At 69.9% G+C, this 18,819-nt stretch carries 18 protein-coding genes and 1 pseudogene; 10 read left to right on the top strand and 9 right to left on the bottom strand.

All coding sequences use genetic code 11. The annotated features are described in order from the left end of the window. Positions 1-66 precede the first annotated feature (66 nt). Complete coding sequence (locus tag HD597_RS27065) at positions 67-603, top strand: RNA polymerase sigma factor (protein ID WP_253745643.1); 537 nt, start codon at positions 67-69, stop codon at positions 601-603. Next, positions 596-1,327, top strand: a complete 732-nt coding sequence (locus HD597_RS27060; RefSeq protein ID WP_253745641.1) for a hypothetical protein — start codon at positions 596-598, stop codon at positions 1,325-1,327. Before HD597_RS27065 ends, HD597_RS27060 begins: the two co-directional genes overlap by 8 nt. Before the next feature lie 245 nt (positions 1,328-1,572). On the opposite strand, the gene HD597_RS27055 is transcribed toward HD597_RS27060, so the two are convergent. From HD597_RS27055 to HD597_RS66935, 7 genes and pseudogenes are all read right to left on the bottom strand, one after another. Next, positions 1,573-2,469 (bottom strand): hypothetical protein, encoded by an 897-nt coding sequence (locus tag HD597_RS27055; protein ID WP_253745639.1) that lies wholly within the window; start codon positions 2,467-2,469, stop codon positions 1,573-1,575. Positions 2,470-2,683: 214 nt separating this feature from the next. Next, positions 2,684-2,866, bottom strand: a complete 183-nt coding sequence (locus tag HD597_RS27050; protein WP_253745637.1) for a hypothetical protein — start codon at positions 2,864-2,866, stop codon at positions 2,684-2,686. 204 nt (positions 2,867-3,070) lie between these two features. Beyond that, positions 3,071-3,781, bottom strand: a complete 711-nt coding sequence (locus HD597_RS27045; protein WP_253745635.1) for a class I SAM-dependent methyltransferase — start codon at positions 3,779-3,781, stop codon at positions 3,071-3,073. Between the two features lie 629 nt (positions 3,782-4,410). Continuing rightward, entirely contained in the window at positions 4,411-7,185 is a 2,775-nt protein-coding gene (locus HD597_RS27040; protein WP_253745633.1) for an AfsR/SARP family transcriptional regulator, read from the bottom strand. Positions 7,186-7,591: 406 nt separating this feature from the next. Continuing rightward, the gene (locus HD597_RS27035) at positions 7,592-8,986 is read right to left on the bottom strand and encodes an ABC transporter permease (protein WP_253745631.1); all 1,395 of its coding nucleotides are present in this window, start codon (positions 8,984-8,986) and stop codon (positions 7,592-7,594) included. After that, positions 8,983-9,879: an ABC transporter ATP-binding protein gene (locus tag HD597_RS27030; RefSeq protein ID WP_253745624.1), complete on the bottom strand. Its 897-nt coding sequence runs from the start codon at positions 9,877-9,879 to the stop codon at positions 8,983-8,985. The genes HD597_RS27035 and HD597_RS27030 overlap by 4 nt, the downstream gene beginning before the upstream one ends. A 129-nt stretch (positions 9,880-10,008) precedes the next feature. Then, positions 10,009-10,392, bottom strand: a pseudogene (locus HD597_RS66935) (helix-turn-helix transcriptional regulator); the annotation flags it as partial. A 7-nt stretch (positions 10,393-10,399) separates the two neighbouring features. On the opposite strand from HD597_RS66935, the gene HD597_RS27025 reads away from it, so the two are divergent. Further along, positions 10,400-10,675, top strand: coding sequence for a hypothetical protein (locus tag HD597_RS27025; RefSeq protein ID WP_253745622.1), 276 nt, complete (start codon positions 10,400-10,402; stop codon positions 10,673-10,675). A 79-nt stretch (positions 10,676-10,754) separates the two neighbouring features. Here HD597_RS27025 and HD597_RS27020 read toward each other — a convergent pair whose 3' ends face one another. Together HD597_RS27020 and HD597_RS27015 are read right to left on the bottom strand one after the other, a co-directional pair. Beyond that, complete coding sequence (locus HD597_RS27020; protein WP_253745620.1) at positions 10,755-11,039, bottom strand: hypothetical protein; 285 nt, start codon at positions 11,037-11,039, stop codon at positions 10,755-10,757. 356 nt (positions 11,040-11,395) lie between these two features. Then, positions 11,396-12,577 carry an NAD(P)/FAD-dependent oxidoreductase gene (locus HD597_RS27015; RefSeq protein ID WP_253745618.1) on the bottom strand — a complete coding sequence of 394 codons (1,182 nt, stop codon included), beginning with the start codon at positions 12,575-12,577 and terminating at the stop codon, positions 11,396-11,398. A gap of 278 nt (positions 12,578-12,855) precedes the next feature. Here HD597_RS27015 and HD597_RS27010 point away from each other — a divergent pair, with 278 nt between their 5' ends. The 7 genes from HD597_RS27010 (at position 12,856) to HD597_RS26980 (ending at position 18,799) form a co-directional block, all read left to right on the top strand. Then, a complete protein-coding gene (locus HD597_RS27010; protein ID WP_253745616.1) occupies positions 12,856-13,224 on the top strand; it encodes an RICIN domain-containing protein in 369 nt (122 codons plus the stop codon). Positions 13,225-13,365: 141 nt separating this feature from the next. Next, complete coding sequence (locus HD597_RS27005) at positions 13,366-13,665, top strand: hypothetical protein (RefSeq protein ID WP_253745614.1); 300 nt, start codon at positions 13,366-13,368, stop codon at positions 13,663-13,665. 119 nt (positions 13,666-13,784) lie between these two features. Beyond that, a complete protein-coding gene (locus tag HD597_RS27000) occupies positions 13,785-14,816 on the top strand; it encodes a LacI family DNA-binding transcriptional regulator (RefSeq protein WP_253745612.1) in 1,032 nt (343 codons plus the stop codon). 134 nt (positions 14,817-14,950) lie between these two features. After that, positions 14,951-15,871: a carbohydrate ABC transporter permease gene (locus HD597_RS26995; protein ID WP_253745610.1), complete on the top strand. Its 921-nt coding sequence runs from the start codon at positions 14,951-14,953 to the stop codon at positions 15,869-15,871. After that, positions 15,868-16,776, top strand: a complete 909-nt coding sequence (locus tag HD597_RS26990; RefSeq protein ID WP_253745608.1) for a carbohydrate ABC transporter permease — start codon at positions 15,868-15,870, stop codon at positions 16,774-16,776. Before HD597_RS26995 ends, HD597_RS26990 begins: the two co-directional genes overlap by 4 nt. Continuing rightward, on the top strand, positions 16,773-17,441 hold the full coding sequence (locus HD597_RS26985; RefSeq protein WP_253745606.1) for a hypothetical protein: 669 nt from the start codon (positions 16,773-16,775) through the stop codon (positions 17,439-17,441). The genes HD597_RS26990 and HD597_RS26985 overlap by 4 nt, the downstream gene beginning before the upstream one ends. Then, positions 17,438-18,799 (top strand): ABC transporter substrate-binding protein, encoded by a 1,362-nt coding sequence (locus tag HD597_RS26980; RefSeq protein WP_253745604.1) that lies wholly within the window; start codon positions 17,438-17,440, stop codon positions 18,797-18,799. The genes HD597_RS26985 and HD597_RS26980 overlap by 4 nt, the downstream gene beginning before the upstream one ends. Positions 18,800-18,819: the final 20 nt, after the last annotated feature.

Below are 18,819 nucleotides of genomic sequence, written 5' to 3'. Positions count from 1 at the left end.
ATTGGACGGAGAGCCGTTGAATCCGCCGTGCCTGACCCCATCACAGAGGCCCACGGGGCCGCTCGCATGAACGTTCCCGCCCAGCTGGGACTGGACCTCGATCGCATCTTCGATGCGCACTTCGCCGAGATCCACCGCTACATCGCTCAGCGGCTTTCCAGAGACGACGCCGACGACCTGGCGGGCGAGGTCTTTCTCATCGCTGCCGGAGGGGGATATGAATCCTCGCGCGGCGAGGTCAGACCTTGGCTGTACGGTATCGCCACGAAGCTCATCTCGAGACACCGCCGTAGCGAGATCCGCAGATGGAGAGCGCTCAGCCGGACCTCAGAACGCGAGGCGCAAAGCCACGAGGACACGACGCTTACGCGTGTCACGGCTGGAAGGCTCACTGGCAGGCTCGCGGCGGCGCTTGCCGGTCTGAACAGCGGCGACCGGGACGTGGTGCTGCTGGTGGCGCTGGGCGAATTGACCCACCAGGAAGTCGCAGCCGCCCTGAAAATTCCTTATGGCACCGTCGCGTCCCGGCTCAACCGGGCACGCAAGCAGCTTCGCAAGGCACTAGGCGACGTCAACCCGCTGAAGGAGACGCACGGTGGATGAGATCAGGCTGCTCGCCCAGGCGATCCCGGATGAACCGCCGCCTTCAGCCGAGACCGTGGCCAGGGCCCGTGCGCGGCTGATCGCCGGCAAGGCCGGGGCACGTCAACCCCGCCCGCGCCGGCGATGGGGCTGGGGCTGGACGGCGGGCGCCGCCGTCGTCACCGCGGCGGTCGTCATGACAGTGGTCATGCTGGTGTCGAACCTGGTCGGCGTGCCCGAACCTGCGCCGCTGACCCCGCCCACGACCCCGCCGGCCTTCGAAGAGCCACCACGCGCCTATCAAGGGCTGAACCGTCTGTCGGCAACGACGGTGCCGCGGTCGGCGACGAAAGAGCGCCTCCGGTTCCGTCCCACGAGCGAGAACATCAAGATCGTGATCTTCTGTGAGAAGCCGGGCTCCATTTTCTTCACCCATGAGGGAACGAGCAGTGCCGGCGGCACATGTGGCCCGGACGGCGGGCTCAGCATGCTCGCGGACAAGGCGCACGAGCCGGGCTGGCTCGGCCGCGATCACCAGATCACCATCTGGGTCTTCCCCCCAGATGCCCCCGTCGCGCGCGGACGCGGTTCGTGCCCATCCAAGGATGCGTGCAAGGGGAGGTATGCCCTTTCCGACCCGACGACAGCCGACCGGCTGGCCGCCAAACTCGGCAAGCGTTCCGGGGCCTGGTCGATCGCGGCGTACGACGCCTCCGCCGTGCCAACGGTTTCATCCGTGGACTAAGGGCTGTTTCCCGGAAGCTTCCGGCCCAGGCGCTGAAACCGGCCTCGCTGATGTTCATGCCCGGCAATGTTCATGACCTGCACTGTGTCGCCCCGGTGATCGGGCACCCCATGGCCGGCGCTGCCTAGGACTCCATGGAGACTTGGGTCTGCAACTCCGGGGCGGTACGCCGGCCTGGGCAAGATGCTGTGGCGAGGCAGGCGGGTGGACTGCGTGGCCGGCCACGGCGACCTCATCGGGCCTTGTCAGCGCGGGCGATCGTCCGCCCGCAGGATGTCGATGATCTCGTCTACCGCAGGGCCTCGCCCCGGTGTCGCCTTGGGCGCGGTGATGGAGACCTTGGCCTGCCAGTCCCAGAACCGCGTGGCCAGGCGCACCGAGCGGATCCGGTTGTCCCCCAGCCCGATGGAGTCGGCCTTCGTGGTCGTCCGGAAGTGCCAGACGAGCCGGTCCGGCAGGCCGCGGTCGTCGTACAGGTATTGCCACCAGATCTCGTCCTTGCCAACGGCCGAGGTGCCCGCCGCCTCGCGGAAGGTGGGGGAGACCCGGTAGAGCTCCTTGAGGGTGATCGTGCCGCTACGGGTGTAGATGCGCTGGTTGCGGCCGGTGGTGCGGTTCTTGTGCCAGGGCGTGACCGATGAGCGGTCCCCGGTGGACAGCAGCTTGGCCAGGGTGGCGGGCTCCAGCACGTTGATGATCTGGTCACCGTACGCGGCGGCGCCCCCGCCGGCGCGGCCGGTGCGGAGCCACGTGCGGGCCTTCGGCGGCAGGTGGTAGAGCCAGCCCTTCGTGCTGATCATGCGGGTCGTTCCAGCGGATTTGAGCAGGCCGGCGAAATAGGCGTCTCCCTTGGCCGCCTCCTGCTTCATCAGGACCTGTCCGCTCAACTGCACCACGCGGGTGATTTCGGAGGCCGTCACACCAGCGGGGCCCAATTGGAGCTTGCCGGTGCCCTTCAGACCTACACCGCCGGATATCTGCTCGCGAGTGGCGTCGTTCTGCCAGAACAGATCGGTGCCGGTGCTGCCAAGAAACTCCAGCGTGACCCCGGCATTGCGGGCCAGAAGGGCCCGTACGGCGGCCACCGGGTCGGGAGCGGCAGCGGCATGGGCGGTCGCGGGGACCGCGGTGGCGAGAGCCACCGTTGCTATGAGGGCCTTCATGTCCTGTCCAGAGAGGGGAAGCCAAGATCACCGTCCATTGTGGCGGAGAGCGGAAGGGCTGTCGATCTCCTTGAGGGGGCCGTGCCCTCGCGTGCGACCGGCTCGTGGTGCCGCTTCCTCGGTTCGGTCTCCGCCAGGCCGGGGACAGCACTCGTCGCGCGCCTACCGGGGGGCGTCGCCTCCGGGCGCGGCCTCACATCCGGGACCTCAGCACGTCGACCTCGCAGCCCGGCAAGGGACGGGTCCCAGCCGGCTCGACCAGCCAGTGGATCGCCGGCAGGCCGCGCCACGACCACGCGCAGATCACCTGTAGATCGACGTCGGCGCCGTTGCCGGCGATGACGTCGCCAAGGCGCTCCTCGTGCCCGAGCGCCAAGGTGGCGAGGCAGGGAGGCGCACCGTTGGCTTGAGGCGATCTACGCCGTCGGCGCCCGCGCCGGCCTGGGCGGAGCCCGGCTCAACGTCAGCTCCGGTTACGCGTTCGAGCGGATCGAACTGGGCGTCCGCTGACCGATTTCCGTGGAGCGGGCGGCCGGTGACCCTCGCCCGGCCGCCCGTTCGTCACACCAGGGCCAATCCTTCAGCGGCGGGTGCCCGACAGGACGACCAGGGAGCAGGTGACCGGCCCGGGCGCGCGATCACGCCAGGAGAACAGCGCGGGGTCGGCGGTCCCCTCCCAGGTCAGCCATTCGACGTGGACGTCGGCGAACCCGGCTTTCGCCATGATCTCGGTGTACGTTTCAGGCAGCCAGTAGTAGTCGTGGATCTCGGTGTCGCCCACCTGGACCGTGATCTGCTCGCCTTCGGCGGCGGGCCGCCGCGCCAGGAGGGTGGAGCGCGAATGGTCCATGTCCAGGACCGCGAACCGCGCGCCGGGGCGCAGCACCCTGCCGACCTCGTCGGCCAGCTCCTGAAGGGCCGCCCGCGACGGCTGCATGAGCAGCACGAACGCGGAGTAGGCCGCGCCCATGGAGGCCGTGTCCAGGAAGTCCAGCCGCCGCCCTTCGGCCTGGTGGTAGGTCACCGACGGGTCGGCATGCTCGCGCCGGGCGACCTCGAGCATCGCGGGCGACGCGTCCACCGCCACCACCGGGCTCGCGAAGCGGCGGGCCACCTGCACCGCCACCTCGCCGTGGCCGCAGCCGACGTCCAGCACCGGCCCCCGGCCGCCGCCTTCCTCCAGCGCGCGCAAGAGGAAGGGATAGCCCAGCAGCCAGGCCAGCTCACGCGCGCGCCACGTGGCGTACGCGGCAGCGACGTCAGGATCATCGAAGGAACTCGTTACGCCCATTCTCCCAGGTAAGCACGTGCGGGCAGCCGGCAGACCCGACTTGAGACAAAGCCCTTCCTGGATTTCCGCCGGACTGCGACCCAGACCCCCGCGCCGTGGGGTGGGCGACGGCCATGACGCCGTGCACGGCCTGCCGGATCCGGCCGACGGCCTGCTCAGGGCCGTGCCGGCCGACATCGAGCCACGCGATGACGGCCGGCGCCCTGGTTCCTGCGCGCCGCCGTTCACTCGTGGATTGATCCCCGAGGTCCCTGACGTGATGACGCCCCGTGAACCGAGCTTGCCGCCGCGGCCGTGCGGGAGCGGAAGGGGTGTTGATACCGCAGGTGAGGCCAGCTGGGCTCGTGGCGTTCGCCGTAGGGGTCTGCACGACCAGATTGGCCCTTCGGGGCCGACGCTGCCATTCACATGCCGACGTCCGGCAACGGAGCGCGAGAACACGCCTGTGGGTCTGATCTGGGCTTCAACGGACGAGCGGCAGATCCTTGCGGGCCTGCTCCAGGTCCGTCCGACCCTGACGCAGGCCCGGTGTACATCGCCCGCGAGCTGCTCAAGATCCTTACCAGCCCTGGGGCGGCGAACAAGACCTCCCTGCATCCACTTGACAACCATGGGAGCACCGACGCGGTTCACTGACTCCCACCGCTCAATGGAGGCCGCCGGCGGAGTTTGGCGGCGTCTGGATGACCCAGATCCTCCAGTATGCGCAAGGCACTGCGCCACACCTGATCCGCTCCGCTGCGATCACCTGAGGCCAAGAGGTTCTCTCCGAGGTGAGTAAGGGTGTCGGCCTCATTGTATCGATCACCCAGACACCTATAGAGATCAATCGAACGCTGATAGCAGGCCGTTGCCTCCGCGTAGTTGCCCAGGTAGCGATGAGCTAGCCCAAGGCTGTCATACGTGTTGGCTTGCCCGTGACGGTCGTCGATCTCAAGATGCAACTCAAGCGCACGCGTGCAGCTGTCGATGGCCAGATCGTAGTCACCCAGATGCAGCTGGTACCAGCCTGTCGCATTCAGTGCCCTGGCCATTCCCGCCCGATGGCCTGCTCGCTCGAAGAGCTGGAGAGATTGCAGCGCGCAATGAAGCGCCGCGTGGTGATCCTCTTGGAGGACATGCACGGCCGACAGGTTCCCGTATGTGTGCGCTTGCCCCACCACGTCATGCTCGGCCGCATAGACATCGAGAGCAGCAGAGTAATGATGGTGGGCGTCGTCGTACTGGGTGAGCCGCAGATGCGCGCGCGCGAGATTCCGGAACGCCGCGGCTCGCCCCAAGGGGTGGCCACTGCGCTCCGCGGCCTCGACGGCCAGGCGCTGACAGGAAAGCTGGTCCTTCCAATGACCCTGCCGATCCAGATAATCGGCGAGACTCCACGCCAGTTGCCAGACATGCGCGTCCAAGGCGAGCTTAATGGCCAGGTGGACGGCCGCAAGGAGGGCGTCATGCTGCGCCATGAACCATGAGAGGGCTTCGTCGTGATCGGCGAACGGTTCCAAGTGCACGCCAGGAAGGACCGGAGGCAGGACGATCGGATCGCGGTGCGGGCTCAGAAGCTGTGCGGCGTCGTGCGCGCTGTGCAGGTAGTGCTCAAGCGCTCGACGTGCAGCAGCACGCCGGTCGACTGAAGGGTCGACGGCTTCGGCCAGCTCGGTTGCGTAGGTACGCAGAAGATCATGGACGGTGAAGCGGCCCGGACGGTACTCGTCGATCAGGTGCATGTCGGCCAGTTCGGCCAGTTGAGCCTGTGCATCCTGGAGTCGCGCCCCGGTCAGCGACGCTGCCGCCGCCGGGGTGAAATGGGCGCCGGGGTACAGGCTGAGCATGCGGAACAACCGAGCAGCCGGCTCGCTCAGCGCCCCGTACGACCATGAGAACACCGTACGCAAACACGTCGCCGCGTCACCGCAATCGAACGCGGCGAGACCGGCCTTCAGCTGATCGGCGATGGCCCTGAGCGGGAACTCATGCTGAACAGCGCTGCGGGCTGCGGCGATGGCCAGGGCAAGAGGCAAGCGCCCGCAGGCGGTGATGAGTGCCTCAACGGCCGCAGGGTCGGCTTGCAGCCGTTCGCGATCAATGCGGCGCGCCAGCAGTTCGTATGCCTCATGGGTGGTGAAAAGGGCGAGCCGCAGGAGGCGAGCGCCTTCGGTGGCGACCAGGCCGGACATCTGACGGCGACTCGTGACAATGACCAGACACCTCCCACCGCCGGGCAGCAGCGGACGCACCTGCTCAGCGTCACGGGCGTTGTCCAGCAGGATCAGCACCCGCCGATGCGCGAGCACACTCCGGAACTGCGCAGCCGCCTGATCCGTATCAGTCGGTATCTGTTGGGAGGGGACATGCAGGGCATCGAGAAATCCGCGCAGCGCATCGGCGGCTTCCACCGTGTTCGCGAGTCCATATCCGCGGAGATTGACATACAGCTGTCCATCAGGGAATCGATCGCGGACTCGGTGCGCCCAGTGCACCGCAAGTGTCGTTTTGCCGATCCCCGCTGTTCCCGCGATTGCCACAAGGGTGGCGACGGGCGGCGCGCCGTCATCGGGCAGAAGGGCATCGAGATGTTTCACATGCTCTTCGCGACCGGAGAAGGATACGATGTCGGCCGGAAGTTGCATCGGTGGCAAGGACGCGACGCCGGCCAGGTCGAGTGATGAGGGCTGAGCGACGAGGGAAGGATCCGCCCGGAGAATCGCTAGCTCCAACTGGATGAGCTCCTCTGCCGGGTCGAGACCGACCTCCTCCATCAGCCTGTTCTTCATCCGCCTGTAGCACTCCAGGGCCTCGTCGCTTCTCCCCTCCCGATGCAGGGCCAGCATGAGCTGACCTGTGATCCGCTGCCGGTACGGGTATGCGGATGCCAGAGCGGAGAGCCTGCCGACCACGGAGCGGTGGCGGCCGAGCCGTAGTTCGGCGTCCATCTGGTCCTCAATCGCCCGTAATCGCAGCTCGGCCAACTCCTCACGCAAATGCTCAGCCGCAACCTCATGCGTGAGACCATCGCCGCGCCACAGGCTGAGTGCCTCGGAGTACAAGGCTGCCGCCGTGTTGTCGTCAGCGTCCCGTGCGGCGGCGAGCAGATCGCGAAATCGGTGCACATCAACGCTGGCCCGATCCACCGTCAACCGGTAACACGCCCCCTCGCGCTCAATGTTGAGTGCCTGATCGATCATGCGTAGCCGCGCACGCAGCCGGGAGATCAACGACTGGACAGTGCGCCGGGCGGATTCCGGGACCTCCTCCGTCCAGGCCAGTTCGACCAGCCTGCCGATAGGAACCCACCGGTTGGCCTCCAGCAACAGCACAGCGAGCACAAGGCGTTCCTTGCGTGAACCTATGGGAATACGTCGCCCGGCGGCGAAGATCTCCATCGCGCCGAGAAGCCGGAATTGCATCAAAGACCTACCTCAAACAGCAGATTTCTTGCAGCCGCCGCACGTATCACCGCTCAGCATGCTGAACAAGGAGAACGACATCCGCACGAACCCAACGGAAGCACGCCCGTCACCAGAGGTCTGTTCACGGGTCGGCACGCTCGCAGCTTCTAGCCCAAGACCCGAGTAGGATCTGGAGTGCACGCTAGATCAAGCTAGACCGATACGACATGTTCAAGGACGCGGACAGCCTGTCCATCGACGCGAAGTCATCGACCTGCACATACACCGACGAGACCGGCTCGGCGGTGCCCTCCGCGCATACCCACCTTCAGCTACACCTGCATGAATGAAATCATCGCCAGGCGCAGGTACGGAGAGATCCGGCCGGGGCATCGGGGCAGATCGCCGCGACGATCCTTGAGGCTCAGCCGACCGCTCTGCGCCTGATGGCGGCGAGGCCGGTCGCGGTGAGGGCGGTGGTGATGCCGGCCATGATCAGGACGGTGGTGGCGGTGAAGGGCTCGCCCGAGATGACCATGGGCAGGTTGGGGTAGGGCACGGCGTACTTGGCGATCCAGTAGTCGATGCCGAGGATCGGGCCGAGCACTTCGCCGAAGAGGTTGACGAACAGGAAGGCCGTCCAGGAGATCGCGGCGGCGGCGCGGGGGAGCAGGCCGAAGGCGAGGGCTCCGGCTCCGGCCAGGATCCAGGTGGCGGGTGCCTGTACCAGGGCTCCGGTGAGGACCTTGCCGGGGGCTCCTGCCACCAGGCCCATGGTCAGGCCGGCGGCGGCGAGGATCAGGACGGTTCCGGCCAGGGCGAAGAGCAGGTGGCCGGTGACCCAGCGCAGGCGGGAGACGGGGGCGGACAGGAGCAGTTCGGCGTGGCCGGTGGTCTCCTCGTTGCGTAGCCGTAGCAGGGCCAGCAGTGGGTAGAGGGCGGAGACGTAGCCGAGGCTGAGCACGATCAGCCACAGGTAGGCGTCGGTCATGGTGGCCTCGGGGGAGGCGGTGTAGCGGCGGAAGAACTCCTCGACGGCGGCGCCCTGCCGGGCGACCTCCTCGATGGAGGTGGCCAGGGCGCCGAGGACCAGCCCGGCGATGGCGTATCCGGCGATCCAGCCGCCGAGCAGGCCCTTCTGCAGCCGCCAGGCCAGGCTCAGCGGGCTGCGCAGCCGGTCGGAGGAGGCCGGGCCGGGACGTTCGGGGATGAGGCCGTGGCCGAGGTCGCGCCGGGTGAGCAGCCGGTAGGCCAGGGCGACGGCTGTGGTGGTGAAGGTGAGGCTGAGCAGCAGCACGGCCACGTTGTCGTCGCCGTAGGGGCGTACCAGGTGTGACCAGCCCTGCGGGGACAGCCATGTGAGGGCGGTCAGGCCGCTGCCGTCGGCGAGGAAGCGCAGGACGTAGCTGAGGCCGAGGCCGAGTGCGGCCACGCCGACGGCGGTGCGGGCGGTCTGGGTGAGCTGGGCGGCCACCGCGCCCAGGCCGGCGCCCACCAGTTCGGCGCGGCCGGACTCCTCTTCGCCGCGGCTGTGCCGGATGACGGTGAGGATCATGATCAGGCCGAGGATGGTGTAGATGGCGTCGGCGTTCTTCCAGACCGCCATGCCGGCCAGGGTGGCGGAGTGCACCTGGCCGGCGAAGGCGGTCAGGGCCTGGTTGGCGGCCATCTCGCGGGCGAAGGCGGCGATGTCGGGGATGGCGGTGGCGTAGCGCTGGACCTGTCCGGCCGCGAGGGCGGCCAGCAGCAGTATCCAGAGCGGGGCGATGAAGCGCTCGCGCCTGAGCACGAGTTTGGTCAGGGTCCAGGTGCCGTTCATCGTTCCGCCTTGGTGCTGTTGTAGTGGCGCAGGAACAGGTCCTCCAGTGAGGGAGGGGTGCAGGTCAGGTCGCGTACGCCGACCCGGATGAGCTCGGCCAGTGCCGCGTCCAGCCGGGTGCGGTCGACCTCGAAGGAGATCCGGTTGCCGTGGACCCGCACCTGGTGCAGGTCCGGCATCCGGGTCAGGCCGTTGGGCGGGCAGGCCAGCTCGGCGGTGACGCGGTTGCGGGCCAGGCCGCGCAGCTGGGACAGGGGGCCGGCTTCGACCGTGCGGCCGCGCCGGATGATGGTGACGCGGTCGCACAGCGCCTCGACCTCCGACAGGATGTGGCTGGAGAGCAGGACGGTCCGGCCGCGCTGCTTCTCCTCGGTCACGCACTGCTGGAAGATCGCTTCCATCAGCGGGTCCAGGCCGGAGGTGGGCTCGTCTAGGACGAGCAGTTCGGCGTCGGAGGCGAACGCGGCCACCAGGGCGACCTTCTGCCGGTTGCCTTTGGAGTAGGTTTTGGCCTTCTTGCGCGGGTCCAGCTCGAAGCGCTCCAGCAGCTGCGCCCGGCGGGCCGGGTCCAGGCCGCCGCGCAGCCGGCCGAGCAGGTCGATCACCTCGCCGCCGGTCAGGCCCGGCCACAGGCTCACGTCGCCCGGCACGTATGCCAGCCGCCGGTGCAGCGCGGCCGCCTCGCGCCACGGGTCGCCGCCCAGCAGCACGGCCCGGCCGGAGTCGGCGCGCAGCAGGCCCAGCAGGGTCCTGATGGTGGTCGACTTGCCGGATCCGTTCGGGCCGAGGAAGCCGTGCACCTCGCCCGCTCGTACGCTCAGGTCCAGCCCGTCCAGTGCCCGGGCCCGGCCGAAGGACTTGACCAGTCCTTCCACTTCGATGGCCAGTTCCATGGCCGCCACGCTCCTCGTCTTGTTCCCCTTGGTACTGGTCAAGACGGTAGAAGCGCGGGTCATCCGAAGGTATCGGGCATGTGCCCTAACCGAGGCTGGGGCGGACCGGCTCGGTCCGGACGGAGCGCCCAGCTTGGGGAAGGCGCGGTAAAGGTGATGGCCGACGGACTTAGGGCTGAGGAACAGCCGCGCGACGATCTCCTTGTTCGTCGCGCTGGTCGCCGCGAGCCTTACCACCTGCAGCTCCTGCGGGATGCAGCGCGCCCAGTGCGCCGCCTGCGCCGGCCGCGACGATCCCGTAGACCGCGGTGGCCGCGATCGTGAGGGCCGTGGGCGAGGGCGAAGGCGACGCCCGAGAGAACCAGGGTCGGGAACGTCGCCGCGTACGACCAGTCCATCCCGATCGGCAGGGACGACCAGCCGCGCAGTTCCTGGAGGTAGAGCGTGACGATGAACGGGAAGCCGAAGAAGGCGCCCCAGGAACAGCCGCGCGGCGACGTTGGCCCGGACCATCGCCGTCTTGCGGAAGATCTGCAGCCCGACGAGCGGCGCCGCGGCCCGCCGTTCGATCCAGGCGAAGGCCGCCACCGGCGCCAGCCCGGCAGCAAGGGCGCCGGCCGGAAACACCGGGGCGAAGAACACCCAGCGCCAGCCGAGCTCGGTCAGCAAGCTACCCAAGATCAGCCCCAGCCACGACCAGCAGATCGGCGGCACGGCCGCCGAGCAGGGTGAACTCGGCGTAGCCGAGCACGTAGGCGCTCATCACCCACGCCGCCGTGCCGGTGGTCAAGGCTGAGGTCGGCGCGGATCACGGGGGACGGCGACGGCCAGCATGGCGACGTCGTGGCCGGTCGGCGGCTCCTGGCCTCCGGCGCTCAGGGTGAGCGGGTTGAGCCCCACGAGGCGTGGCTCGTCGCCGGGACCGCCCAGTTGCGCGGCGACCGTGGCGGCGCCTGGCCGGCCGTGTTGCCGGGGCGTATGGCGCGCAACCCGGCCGCGTAACCGGCCATGGCCCGATCGAGGGCGTCGGCCACGGGGCCGGTCGGCTCGCCCAGTATGAGCGGTATACGCCCTCTGACTTCGAGGAAGCCGTACGTGCAGCGGATCTCGACCGGCACGACGTCGCCAGGGGAGATCGGCCCCGCCGCCGGTACTGACACGGACGTGGGTGTGGCGCCTGGCACATGACCGGTGGACAGCCCGGCCGCGGCCGGCTCGCTCTCGCGGGCACCCGGCACCCGGCACCCGGTCGCAGCGGGTCCATCACCGCGTCCGTCACCGCCCCGGCGATGCGGGCGCCCTGGCACAGGATCGCGAGTTCCTCGCCGGAGTGCCGGACTACGCGGCGGAAGTCTCCAGGCCGGACCGAGGTCGTCGCCGGTCCCGTCGCCACCGGTTTCGTCGTCGATTCGGCGCCGAGCCAGACCGCCGGCTTCGGCCCGGCTTTCGGCCTTGCCGGTGGTCTAGTCGTGCTCGGCGGCCTGGCCGCGATGACACTCATCCAACCGGACCAGCCTCACAGCTCCATGAAGGGCTCGCGGGTGGCGCGGCCGCCCCGCGAGAGGCTGACCGGGGCCGGGTAGCGGTGCGTCTTCACGTAGGCCTTGGGCGGGGTGCTGCTGACCCACTCCTTGTAGAGTACGGCGGCCTTGCCCTTCAGGAAGAAGCGGCCCGGGGTGTCGTCGTGGCGGGTGAACTGGATGAGGGCGTCGTTACGGCCCAGGCTGAGCGGCTGGTGGAAGTACCCGAACCGGAACGGCTTGACTGCGCGACCCCGCAACTCCCGGGCGATGGAGTCCGCAGCGTGGGCACCCGACGGTATACCGCTCTGGCAGGTGCCGTGGATCGCTCCCCAAGCCTGGCGGGCCGCGGCGGCGTCGCCGATCGCGTAGATCTCCGGGTGGGACAGTGACCGCAGCGCCGGGTCGACCAGGATCAGGCCCTTGCGGTCGACCTTGATGCCGGACTCGGCGGCGAGCGCGTGAGCCTTGACCCCGGCCGTCCAGAGGCTTACGTCTGCCGGGATCAGGCGGCCGCCGGCCACCTCGACGCCGCCCGGCAGCACCTTGGTGATCCGCGCGCCGGTGTGGACGGTCACACCGAGCCGGTCGAACGCGGAGTACAGGTAGGCGCGCGCCTTCTCACCCATCATCCAGCCGGGCTGCTCCGTGCTGATGAGGGACACCTGCAGGCTCGGGTGGTTCTCGGCGATCTCGGTGGCGGCCTCGATGCCGGTCAGCCCGCCGCCGCAGACGGCGACGGTCCCGCCGTTCTCCGCCAGCGACGCCAGGTGCAGTGCCATGGAGCGGGCCGGCCGGGAGCCGTTCAACGTATGGGCATGGTCGTCGGCGCCGGGGACGACGCTCGTGTCGGTGTAGCTGCCGAGCGCGTACACCAGCTTGTCGTAAGGCAGCGTCCGCGAGCCGTCGCCGATGTCGACCGTGACCTCGCGCCGCGCGGTATCGATCGCGGTGGCCCAGCCCCGCACGAACGTCACGCGCTCGCCGAGCAACTCGGGAATCCGGAAGTCGGCCAGCTCATGGCCCGCCGCGACCTGATGCATACGCAGCCGCTCGGTGAACCGCTCCGACGGGTTGACCAGAGTGATCGACACGTCGAGCTTACGGGTGCGCAGCGCGAGCCGTACCGCGCACATCACCCCGGCATAACCGCCGCCGAGGACAACGATGTTCTTCACGTGTTTCTCCCTGCATTCGTCGTTCTTGCAGGTCAAAACGCTACGGGCGTGGCACCGCTCGGGGTATCGGATGTCTGCCCTATATGTTCAGCCGGACGTATCGGACACGGCGACCCGATACGCGAGCGCGCCTCGGCAGCGGCCACTCCGTCAAGTACGGCCACGCACGCCAACGCTCTCTCGGCGCGGTCACGGCCCGCCGCGAGCCGGCTCGCCCACTCGGCCTCCGCCCGGCCCCGCACCTCCCTCGGCCCCTCGCGGGTCCGATCTCGGGCCGGGTGGCCCAGTACGCCTGCGGTGGCGGGGCCGAGCAGGCCTTCACCTTCAAGCGGGCCGGCGCCAGGATCTACACCATCGTCAACGTCAAGAGCGGCGAATGCCTGGCCGTCTCCGGTGCCGGCACGTCCAACGGTGCGGCAGTCGTACAACAGACCTGCGCGGGTACGGCGGCGCAGAAGTTCGAGCTCAAACCGGTCTCCGGCACTCAGGGCCATCTGCTGCGGCCCACGCACAGTTACAAGTGCGCGGAGGTCACCGGGGCGCGGACCGCCAACTCGGCGAAGGTCGCCCAGAACGCCTGCCAGGCAGATCCTCTGGTGAAGAAGAACCAGGTCTGGCGCCTGTCCGGGGCGCCCGGCCACCTCTAGGCCGCTGGTTCCCGCGCAACGAGCGGGCGCCGGCCACCGGGATCCGGGACTCCGGCTCGCGGGTGGGCGTACCTGCGCGAGGGCGGCGCCCGGTTCGAGGGCGACGACCACGGCGAGGCCGGCAAGTTCCGCCGGCGGCGAGTGGCCGGGCGGCCGGCCGGCCGGCGCTCGGCCTCCGCCGCCGCCGACATCTGGTCGTTGCCCGCCGACGTCGCTCCGGCCGATCGGCATGTGGCGTCCATCGGGGGCAACCAGAACTTCGCGTCCAACTTCGCCGGGATCGTCAGCCCGATCATGATCGGGGTGCTGGTGGATCGCACGTCGTCGTTCACCGTGCCGCTGACGGTGATCTCGGGGGTGGCGTTGCTGGGCGCGTTCACGTACGCGGTGATACTGAAGCGGGTGGAGCCGATCGGGCTGCCCGCGCAAGAGCGCGCGTAGCATCGAACCCCGGCCGGGCTATCCTGAGGCCGCCCGATGGCGCGATGATCATCGCGTTGATCATCGCGATGCCGCCTCCGCCACGGGCACGCGGCACCGGCCGAAGGGGGGAGAGGGACATGCGGGGGGAGCGGGAGCGGCCCGGCGCGCGCCGGGTCCGGATGATCGACGTGGCCGACTCGCTGGGCCTGTCCCGGGCCACCGTCTCGCTGGTGATGCGCAACAGCCCGCTGGTGTCGGCGGCGACCAGGCAAGCGGTCCTGGCCGAGGCCGAGCGGCTCGGCTACATCTACAACCAGGCGGCGGCGAACCTGCGGACCCAGCGCAACGACCTGGTCGGCCTGGTGATGCCGGACGTGATCAACCCGTTCGTCGGCGAGGTGTCGCTGGGCGTGCAGGAGGTGCTCGGCGAGGTCGGCTTCTTCGTCATGATCGCGAACATGGTCGACGACCTGGACCTTCAGGAGCAGATCCTGCGCTCGCTGGTGGAGCACCGGGCGGCGGGCGTGGTGACCATTCCGGCGCTGACCTCGAAGGCGGAGCACCTGGCCGGCATCCGCCGCAGCGGCCTGCCGACGGTCCTGCTGCTGCGCCACATCGAGGGCGTCGACCTGCCCTTCGTCGGCACGGACGAGGCGGCCATCGGCCGGCTCGGCGCCGAGCACCTGCTCGGCGTGCACGGGTGCCGCCGGGTCGCCTACTTCGGCGGTGACACGCTGGCGTCGCCGCGCGTGGGCAGGATGGACAGCTTCCGCCGGGCGGTCGCCGAGGCGGGCGCGGGCTGGGACGAGGTGTGGTCGCAGCCGCTGGAGCCGAGCGCGGAGGCCGCCTGCCGCCGGGCCGTGGAGCTGCTGGCGGCGGGGCCGGCGCCCGACGGGGTGCTGTGCCACAGCGACAACGTCGCCTACGGGCTGGCCAGGGCGCTGCGGCTGGGGGAGCGGGACGCGGTGCCGTGCGCGGTGCTCGGCATCGACGACCTGCGCCAGTCGGCGATGTGGAACCCGCCGATCAGCAGCATCGCGACGGATCCGGTCGAGCTGGGCCGGGTCTGCGGCCGGGTGCTGCTCGCGGAGATGGGCCTGCCGGTCGAGGGCAGCCCGGTTCCTCCGGCGCCCGAGGTGCACGCCCGCGCCTCCTGCGGCTGCCATTAGAACACGTCGCACCATTTCCCTTGTTTACCCGTGGGTTTTATGCAGTATGGTTGACCCGCCGGGTTAGATCGATCTAAATTTGCCCGCACCGCGCCGGTGAGGCCCGATCGGCGTACGCGATGAAGGAAGGGCAGATGTCCACAGTTGTCCGCTCCCCAGGGAGACCGCGGTGGCACCGGCGCGAGGACGGCGTCGCCCGCCTGATGCTGCTACCGGCCCTGCTGCCCTACCTGGCCTTCGCGCTGCTGCCGATCGGCTGGCTGTTCTGGTTCAGCCTCCAGCGCTGGAACGGGTTCTCGCCGCCGCAGTTCACCGGGGTGGCCAACTACCAGCGGATGATCGGCGACGGGCAGTGGTGGCTGGCGGTGCTGAACACGCTGAAGTTCGGGTTCGGCCGGCTGGTCGTCGAGATCCCGCTGGCCCTGGTGCTGGCGTACGTGTTCTTCCGCGGGGTCCGCGGCGGCACCGTGTACCGCACGATCCTGTTCCTGCCGCACGTGCTGTCACCGGCGATCGTCGGCATCATCTTCGTCTTCCTGCTGCGGGAGACCGGCGGGCCGGTCAACCAGCTCCTCACCGGCTGGGGCCCGCTGGACGAGCCGATCCGGTTCCTCGGCGAGGCGGGCAACGCGCTGGGCAGCCTGATCGGGGTCGGCGTCTGGGCCCACCTCGGCATCAACCTGCTGCTCTTCTTCGCCGGCATGATGACGATCCCGAACGCGCTGCTGGAGAGCGCCGCCCTGGAGGGCGCCGGCCACTGGCAGACGCTGCGGCACATCGTGCTGCCCATGCTGGCCCCCGTGACCCGCGTGGTCGTCCTCATCTCGATCATCGGTACGCTGCGCAGCTTCGACCTGGTCAAGACGCTCACCGACGGCGGCCCCGCCGGGAGCACCGAGGTGATGTTCACCTACCTCTACCGGTTCTTCTTCGAGCCCGAGTCGGTGCCGCAGATCGGGTACGCCGCCGCGCTCGGCGTGACCGCGAGCGTGGTCGTCGGCATCATCTCCGTGGCCTACCTGCGGATCAACCGGAGCGGGAGGACCCCGGCATGAGCGCACCCGTCATCACCGGAACCCGGGCCGTCGCGGCCGCCCCCGAACGGCCCGCCCGGCGCGGGCGCCGCATCCGCCCGGCAACGGTGCTGCTGCACACGATCCTGGTCACCGCGGCCCTGATCATGCTCTCGCCGCTGGTGTTCGGCCTGTTCGCCGCGGTCTCACCGCTGGACCAGATCCTCAGCAGGAACGGCGGGATCCTGCCGCGCGTCTGGGAGTGGGGCAACTACGTGCGGGCCTGGACCACGGCCAGCTTCTCCCGCTACTTCGTCAACAGCGTCGTCGTCACCGCCCTGGTCGTGATCCTGGACACCCTCGCCTCCAGCATGACCGGCTACGTGCTGGCCCGCCGCCGGCTGCGCGGTCAGCGCCTGCTCGAAGGCCTGTACGTCGGCACCCTGTTCGTCGGCCTGACCACGGCCACGCTCTACCCGCAGTACGTGATCGCCCAGGCGCTCGGCCTCGACAACCTGCTCGGCATCGCGCTCGTCCAGCTCGCCGGCATCATGCTGGTGCACGTCTTCCTGATCAAGGCGTTCGTGCTCGGCCTCGGCACCGAGATGGAGGACGCGGCCCGGGTCGACGGCTGCGGCCGGTTCGGCACGTACTGGCGCATCGCCTTCCCCCTGATGCGCCCCATCCTGGCCACCACCGTGATCCTCGGCTTCCAGGCGTCCTGGAACAACTACCAGGTGCCGCTGGTGTTCTCGCTGGCCGCGCCGGACCTGCGCACCCTCGTCGTCGGCGTGAGCGCCCTGCAGTACGACGCCGCGGACGGGATGACGCCGTACAACACGGTGCTGGCCGGCGCGAACATGGCGCTGGTGCCGATCGTGGTGATCTTCATCGTGCTGCAGCGGCACTTCGTCCGCGGCTGGACGGACGGGTCGGTGAAGGGATGACCCTCCTCACCCCCGACGGCGCCCTGATGCGGGCCTGGTCACGCTGGTGGCTGTGGGCCTGGACGAGCGGCTGCTGGCTGCTGCTGAGCCTGCCCGTGATCACCGCGCCCGCGGCCACCCTGTGGCTGGTCGCCCAGCAACGCCGCCGGGCCGCCGGCGAGGCGCCGCTCGGCGCGGCGGAGACGGCCCGGTTCCTGGGCCGCCAGCTGCTGCCCGCGCTGCGCCTGGCCGGCTGCCACGCGGGCATCGCCGCCCTGGTGCTGGCCGGCCTGCTCGGGCCGTCGCCCGGCGGGCCCTACGGCTGGCTGGTGCTGATCACCAGCGTGGTGGCGGGCGCGACCTGGCTGCTCGTCGCCCCCTGGTCGGTGCCCGCCTTCGCGCAGACCGGCCGCGCGCTCGCGGCGCTGCGGGCGGCGTACGTGCTGGCACTGTCGCGGATCGAGTCGGCGCTGCTCGCGACGGCGGCCGTGATCGCCGCCGTCGCGGCGCCTCTCGTCGCGATCCGCGTGCCCTACCTCGGCCCGCTGCTGGTGGTCGCCCTGCCGGCGGCCACCGCCAGTCTCGTGATCTCCCTGTACGACCGGGCCGCCGCGGCGCGGACCCCCTCTTCGCCGGCCGGGCCCCGCCCGGCCCCGCTCCTCACGCCCGAGAGAGGCCCCCGATGAACCACACCACCCTGACCCGCCGCGGCTTCCTCGGCACGCTCGCCGCCGGAGCCGCCGCCACCCTCACCGGCTGCGGCGGCTCCACGGCCGGCTCCACCGATCCGGGCGAGCTGACCACCATCGTGGTCTGGGACCGGGCCGGCGCGCACGCCAAGGCCCGGCAGGAGTTCTTCCGCACCTGGAACGCCCAGCAGGGCAAGGCCTTCGGCATCGAGGTGCGCTACGAGCCGCAGGCGACCGACAAGTACGAGGAGATCGTCCGCCTCGGCTTCCAGACCAAGCGGGCGCCCGACGTCTTCCACAGCCCGTCGGCGCAGCTCGGGGCGTTCGTCGCGGCCGGCTGGGTCCGCCCCCTGCGGGAGCTGGTGGACAAAGGCGTGCTGGACGCCGCCGAGCCGTACCACCGCAAGAACAGCGAGCTGGTCTGGGGCGGCCAGCCGTACGCCATCCCGACCACCTCCTTCACCAACCGCATGATCATCAACGTGGAGCTGTTCGAGAAGGCCGGGCTGGACCCCGACGCGCCGCCCGCCACCTTCGGCGAGGTCCGCAAGGCCGCCGCGGCCATCACCAAGGCGGGCGGCGGCGACGCGTTCGGCATGATCGTCCCGATCAAGGCGACCGGGTTCCGGCAGTGGAGCGTCGACGTCCCGGTGATGGCGGGCGACGCGGCACTCGCCCAGTTCGGGCTGTTCGACGCGGCCACGCAGAAGTACGAGCCGGCCAAGTACGAGCCGGTGCTGGAGCTCTACCGGGCACTGATCACCGACAGGACCGCCTACCCGGGCGCCGCGACCCTGGCCGCCGACGTCGCGATCAACGCCTTCGGCAAGGGCGAGGCCGGGATGTACATCACCAGCAGCGCGATCGTCTCCTCGCTGACCGACCTGGGCGGCACGGTCAAGGCGAGCGCGGCCCCGCTGCCGGTGCCGGACGGGCAGCGGCTGGTGCGCTCCCCCATGAACGCCGGCTACCCGTACGCGATCTCGTCCACCTCGCAGAACCCGGAGAAGGCCGCCAAGGTGCTGGAGATCATGGTCGGGGACGGGGTGCAGGAGGCGCTGGCGGCCAAGGCGGCGCCGCCGCTGAACGCGGCCGTCTGGGACTCGGCCGCGATCAAGGACAACGCGTTGCTGCAGCAGTTCCGGCCGGGCGAGCTGGATCAGCAGTGGCCGAAGACGCCCGGTGGGCTGCTGCAGGTGGAGGGGGAGAGCGTCGATCAGACGATCGAGAAGCTGCTGCTCGATCCGTCGGCGGCGATCGGGCCCGCCCTCACCGGGATGGCCGGGCGGCTGCAGGCGGCCTATGACGCCGCGGTGAAGGCCGGGGAGCTCGACCCGCAGGAGTTCCAGGCGTGAGGACCGACCGCACCGGGGAG

It is taken from the genome of Nonomuraea thailandensis (assembly GCF_024172165.1).
GTDB classification, from domain to species: Bacteria; Actinomycetota; Actinomycetes; order Streptosporangiales; family Streptosporangiaceae; genus Nonomuraea; species Nonomuraea thailandensis.
This window is presented reverse-complemented; position numbering and strand designations above follow the sequence as displayed.

Coding starts and splice junctions, on each gene's coding strand:
- HD597_RS27065 (WP_253745643.1), top strand. CDS start 67: ATGAACGTTCCCGCCCAGCTGGGACTGGACCTCGATCGCATCTTCGAT.
- HD597_RS27045 (WP_253745635.1), bottom strand. CDS start 3,781: ATGGGCGTAACGAGTTCCTTCGATGATCCTGACGTCGCTGCCGCGTAC.
- HD597_RS27040 (WP_253745633.1), bottom strand. CDS start 7,185: ATGCAATTCCGGCTTCTCGGCGCGATGGAGATCTTCGCCGCCGGGCGA.
- HD597_RS27035 (WP_253745631.1), bottom strand. CDS start 8,986: ATGAACGGCACCTGGACCCTGACCAAACTCGTGCTCAGGCGCGAGCGC.
- HD597_RS27030 (WP_253745624.1), bottom strand. CDS start 9,879: ATGGAACTGGCCATCGAAGTGGAAGGACTGGTCAAGTCCTTCGGCCGG.
- HD597_RS27000 (WP_253745612.1), top strand. CDS start 13,785: ATGCGGGGGGAGCGGGAGCGGCCCGGCGCGCGCCGGGTCCGGATGATC.
- HD597_RS26995 (WP_253745610.1), top strand. CDS start 14,951: ATGTCCACAGTTGTCCGCTCCCCAGGGAGACCGCGGTGGCACCGGCGC.
- HD597_RS26990 (WP_253745608.1), top strand. CDS start 15,868: ATGAGCGCACCCGTCATCACCGGAACCCGGGCCGTCGCGGCCGCCCCC.
- HD597_RS26985 (WP_253745606.1), top strand. CDS start 16,773: ATGACCCTCCTCACCCCCGACGGCGCCCTGATGCGGGCCTGGTCACGC.
- HD597_RS26980 (WP_253745604.1), top strand. CDS start 17,438: ATGAACCACACCACCCTGACCCGCCGCGGCTTCCTCGGCACGCTCGCC.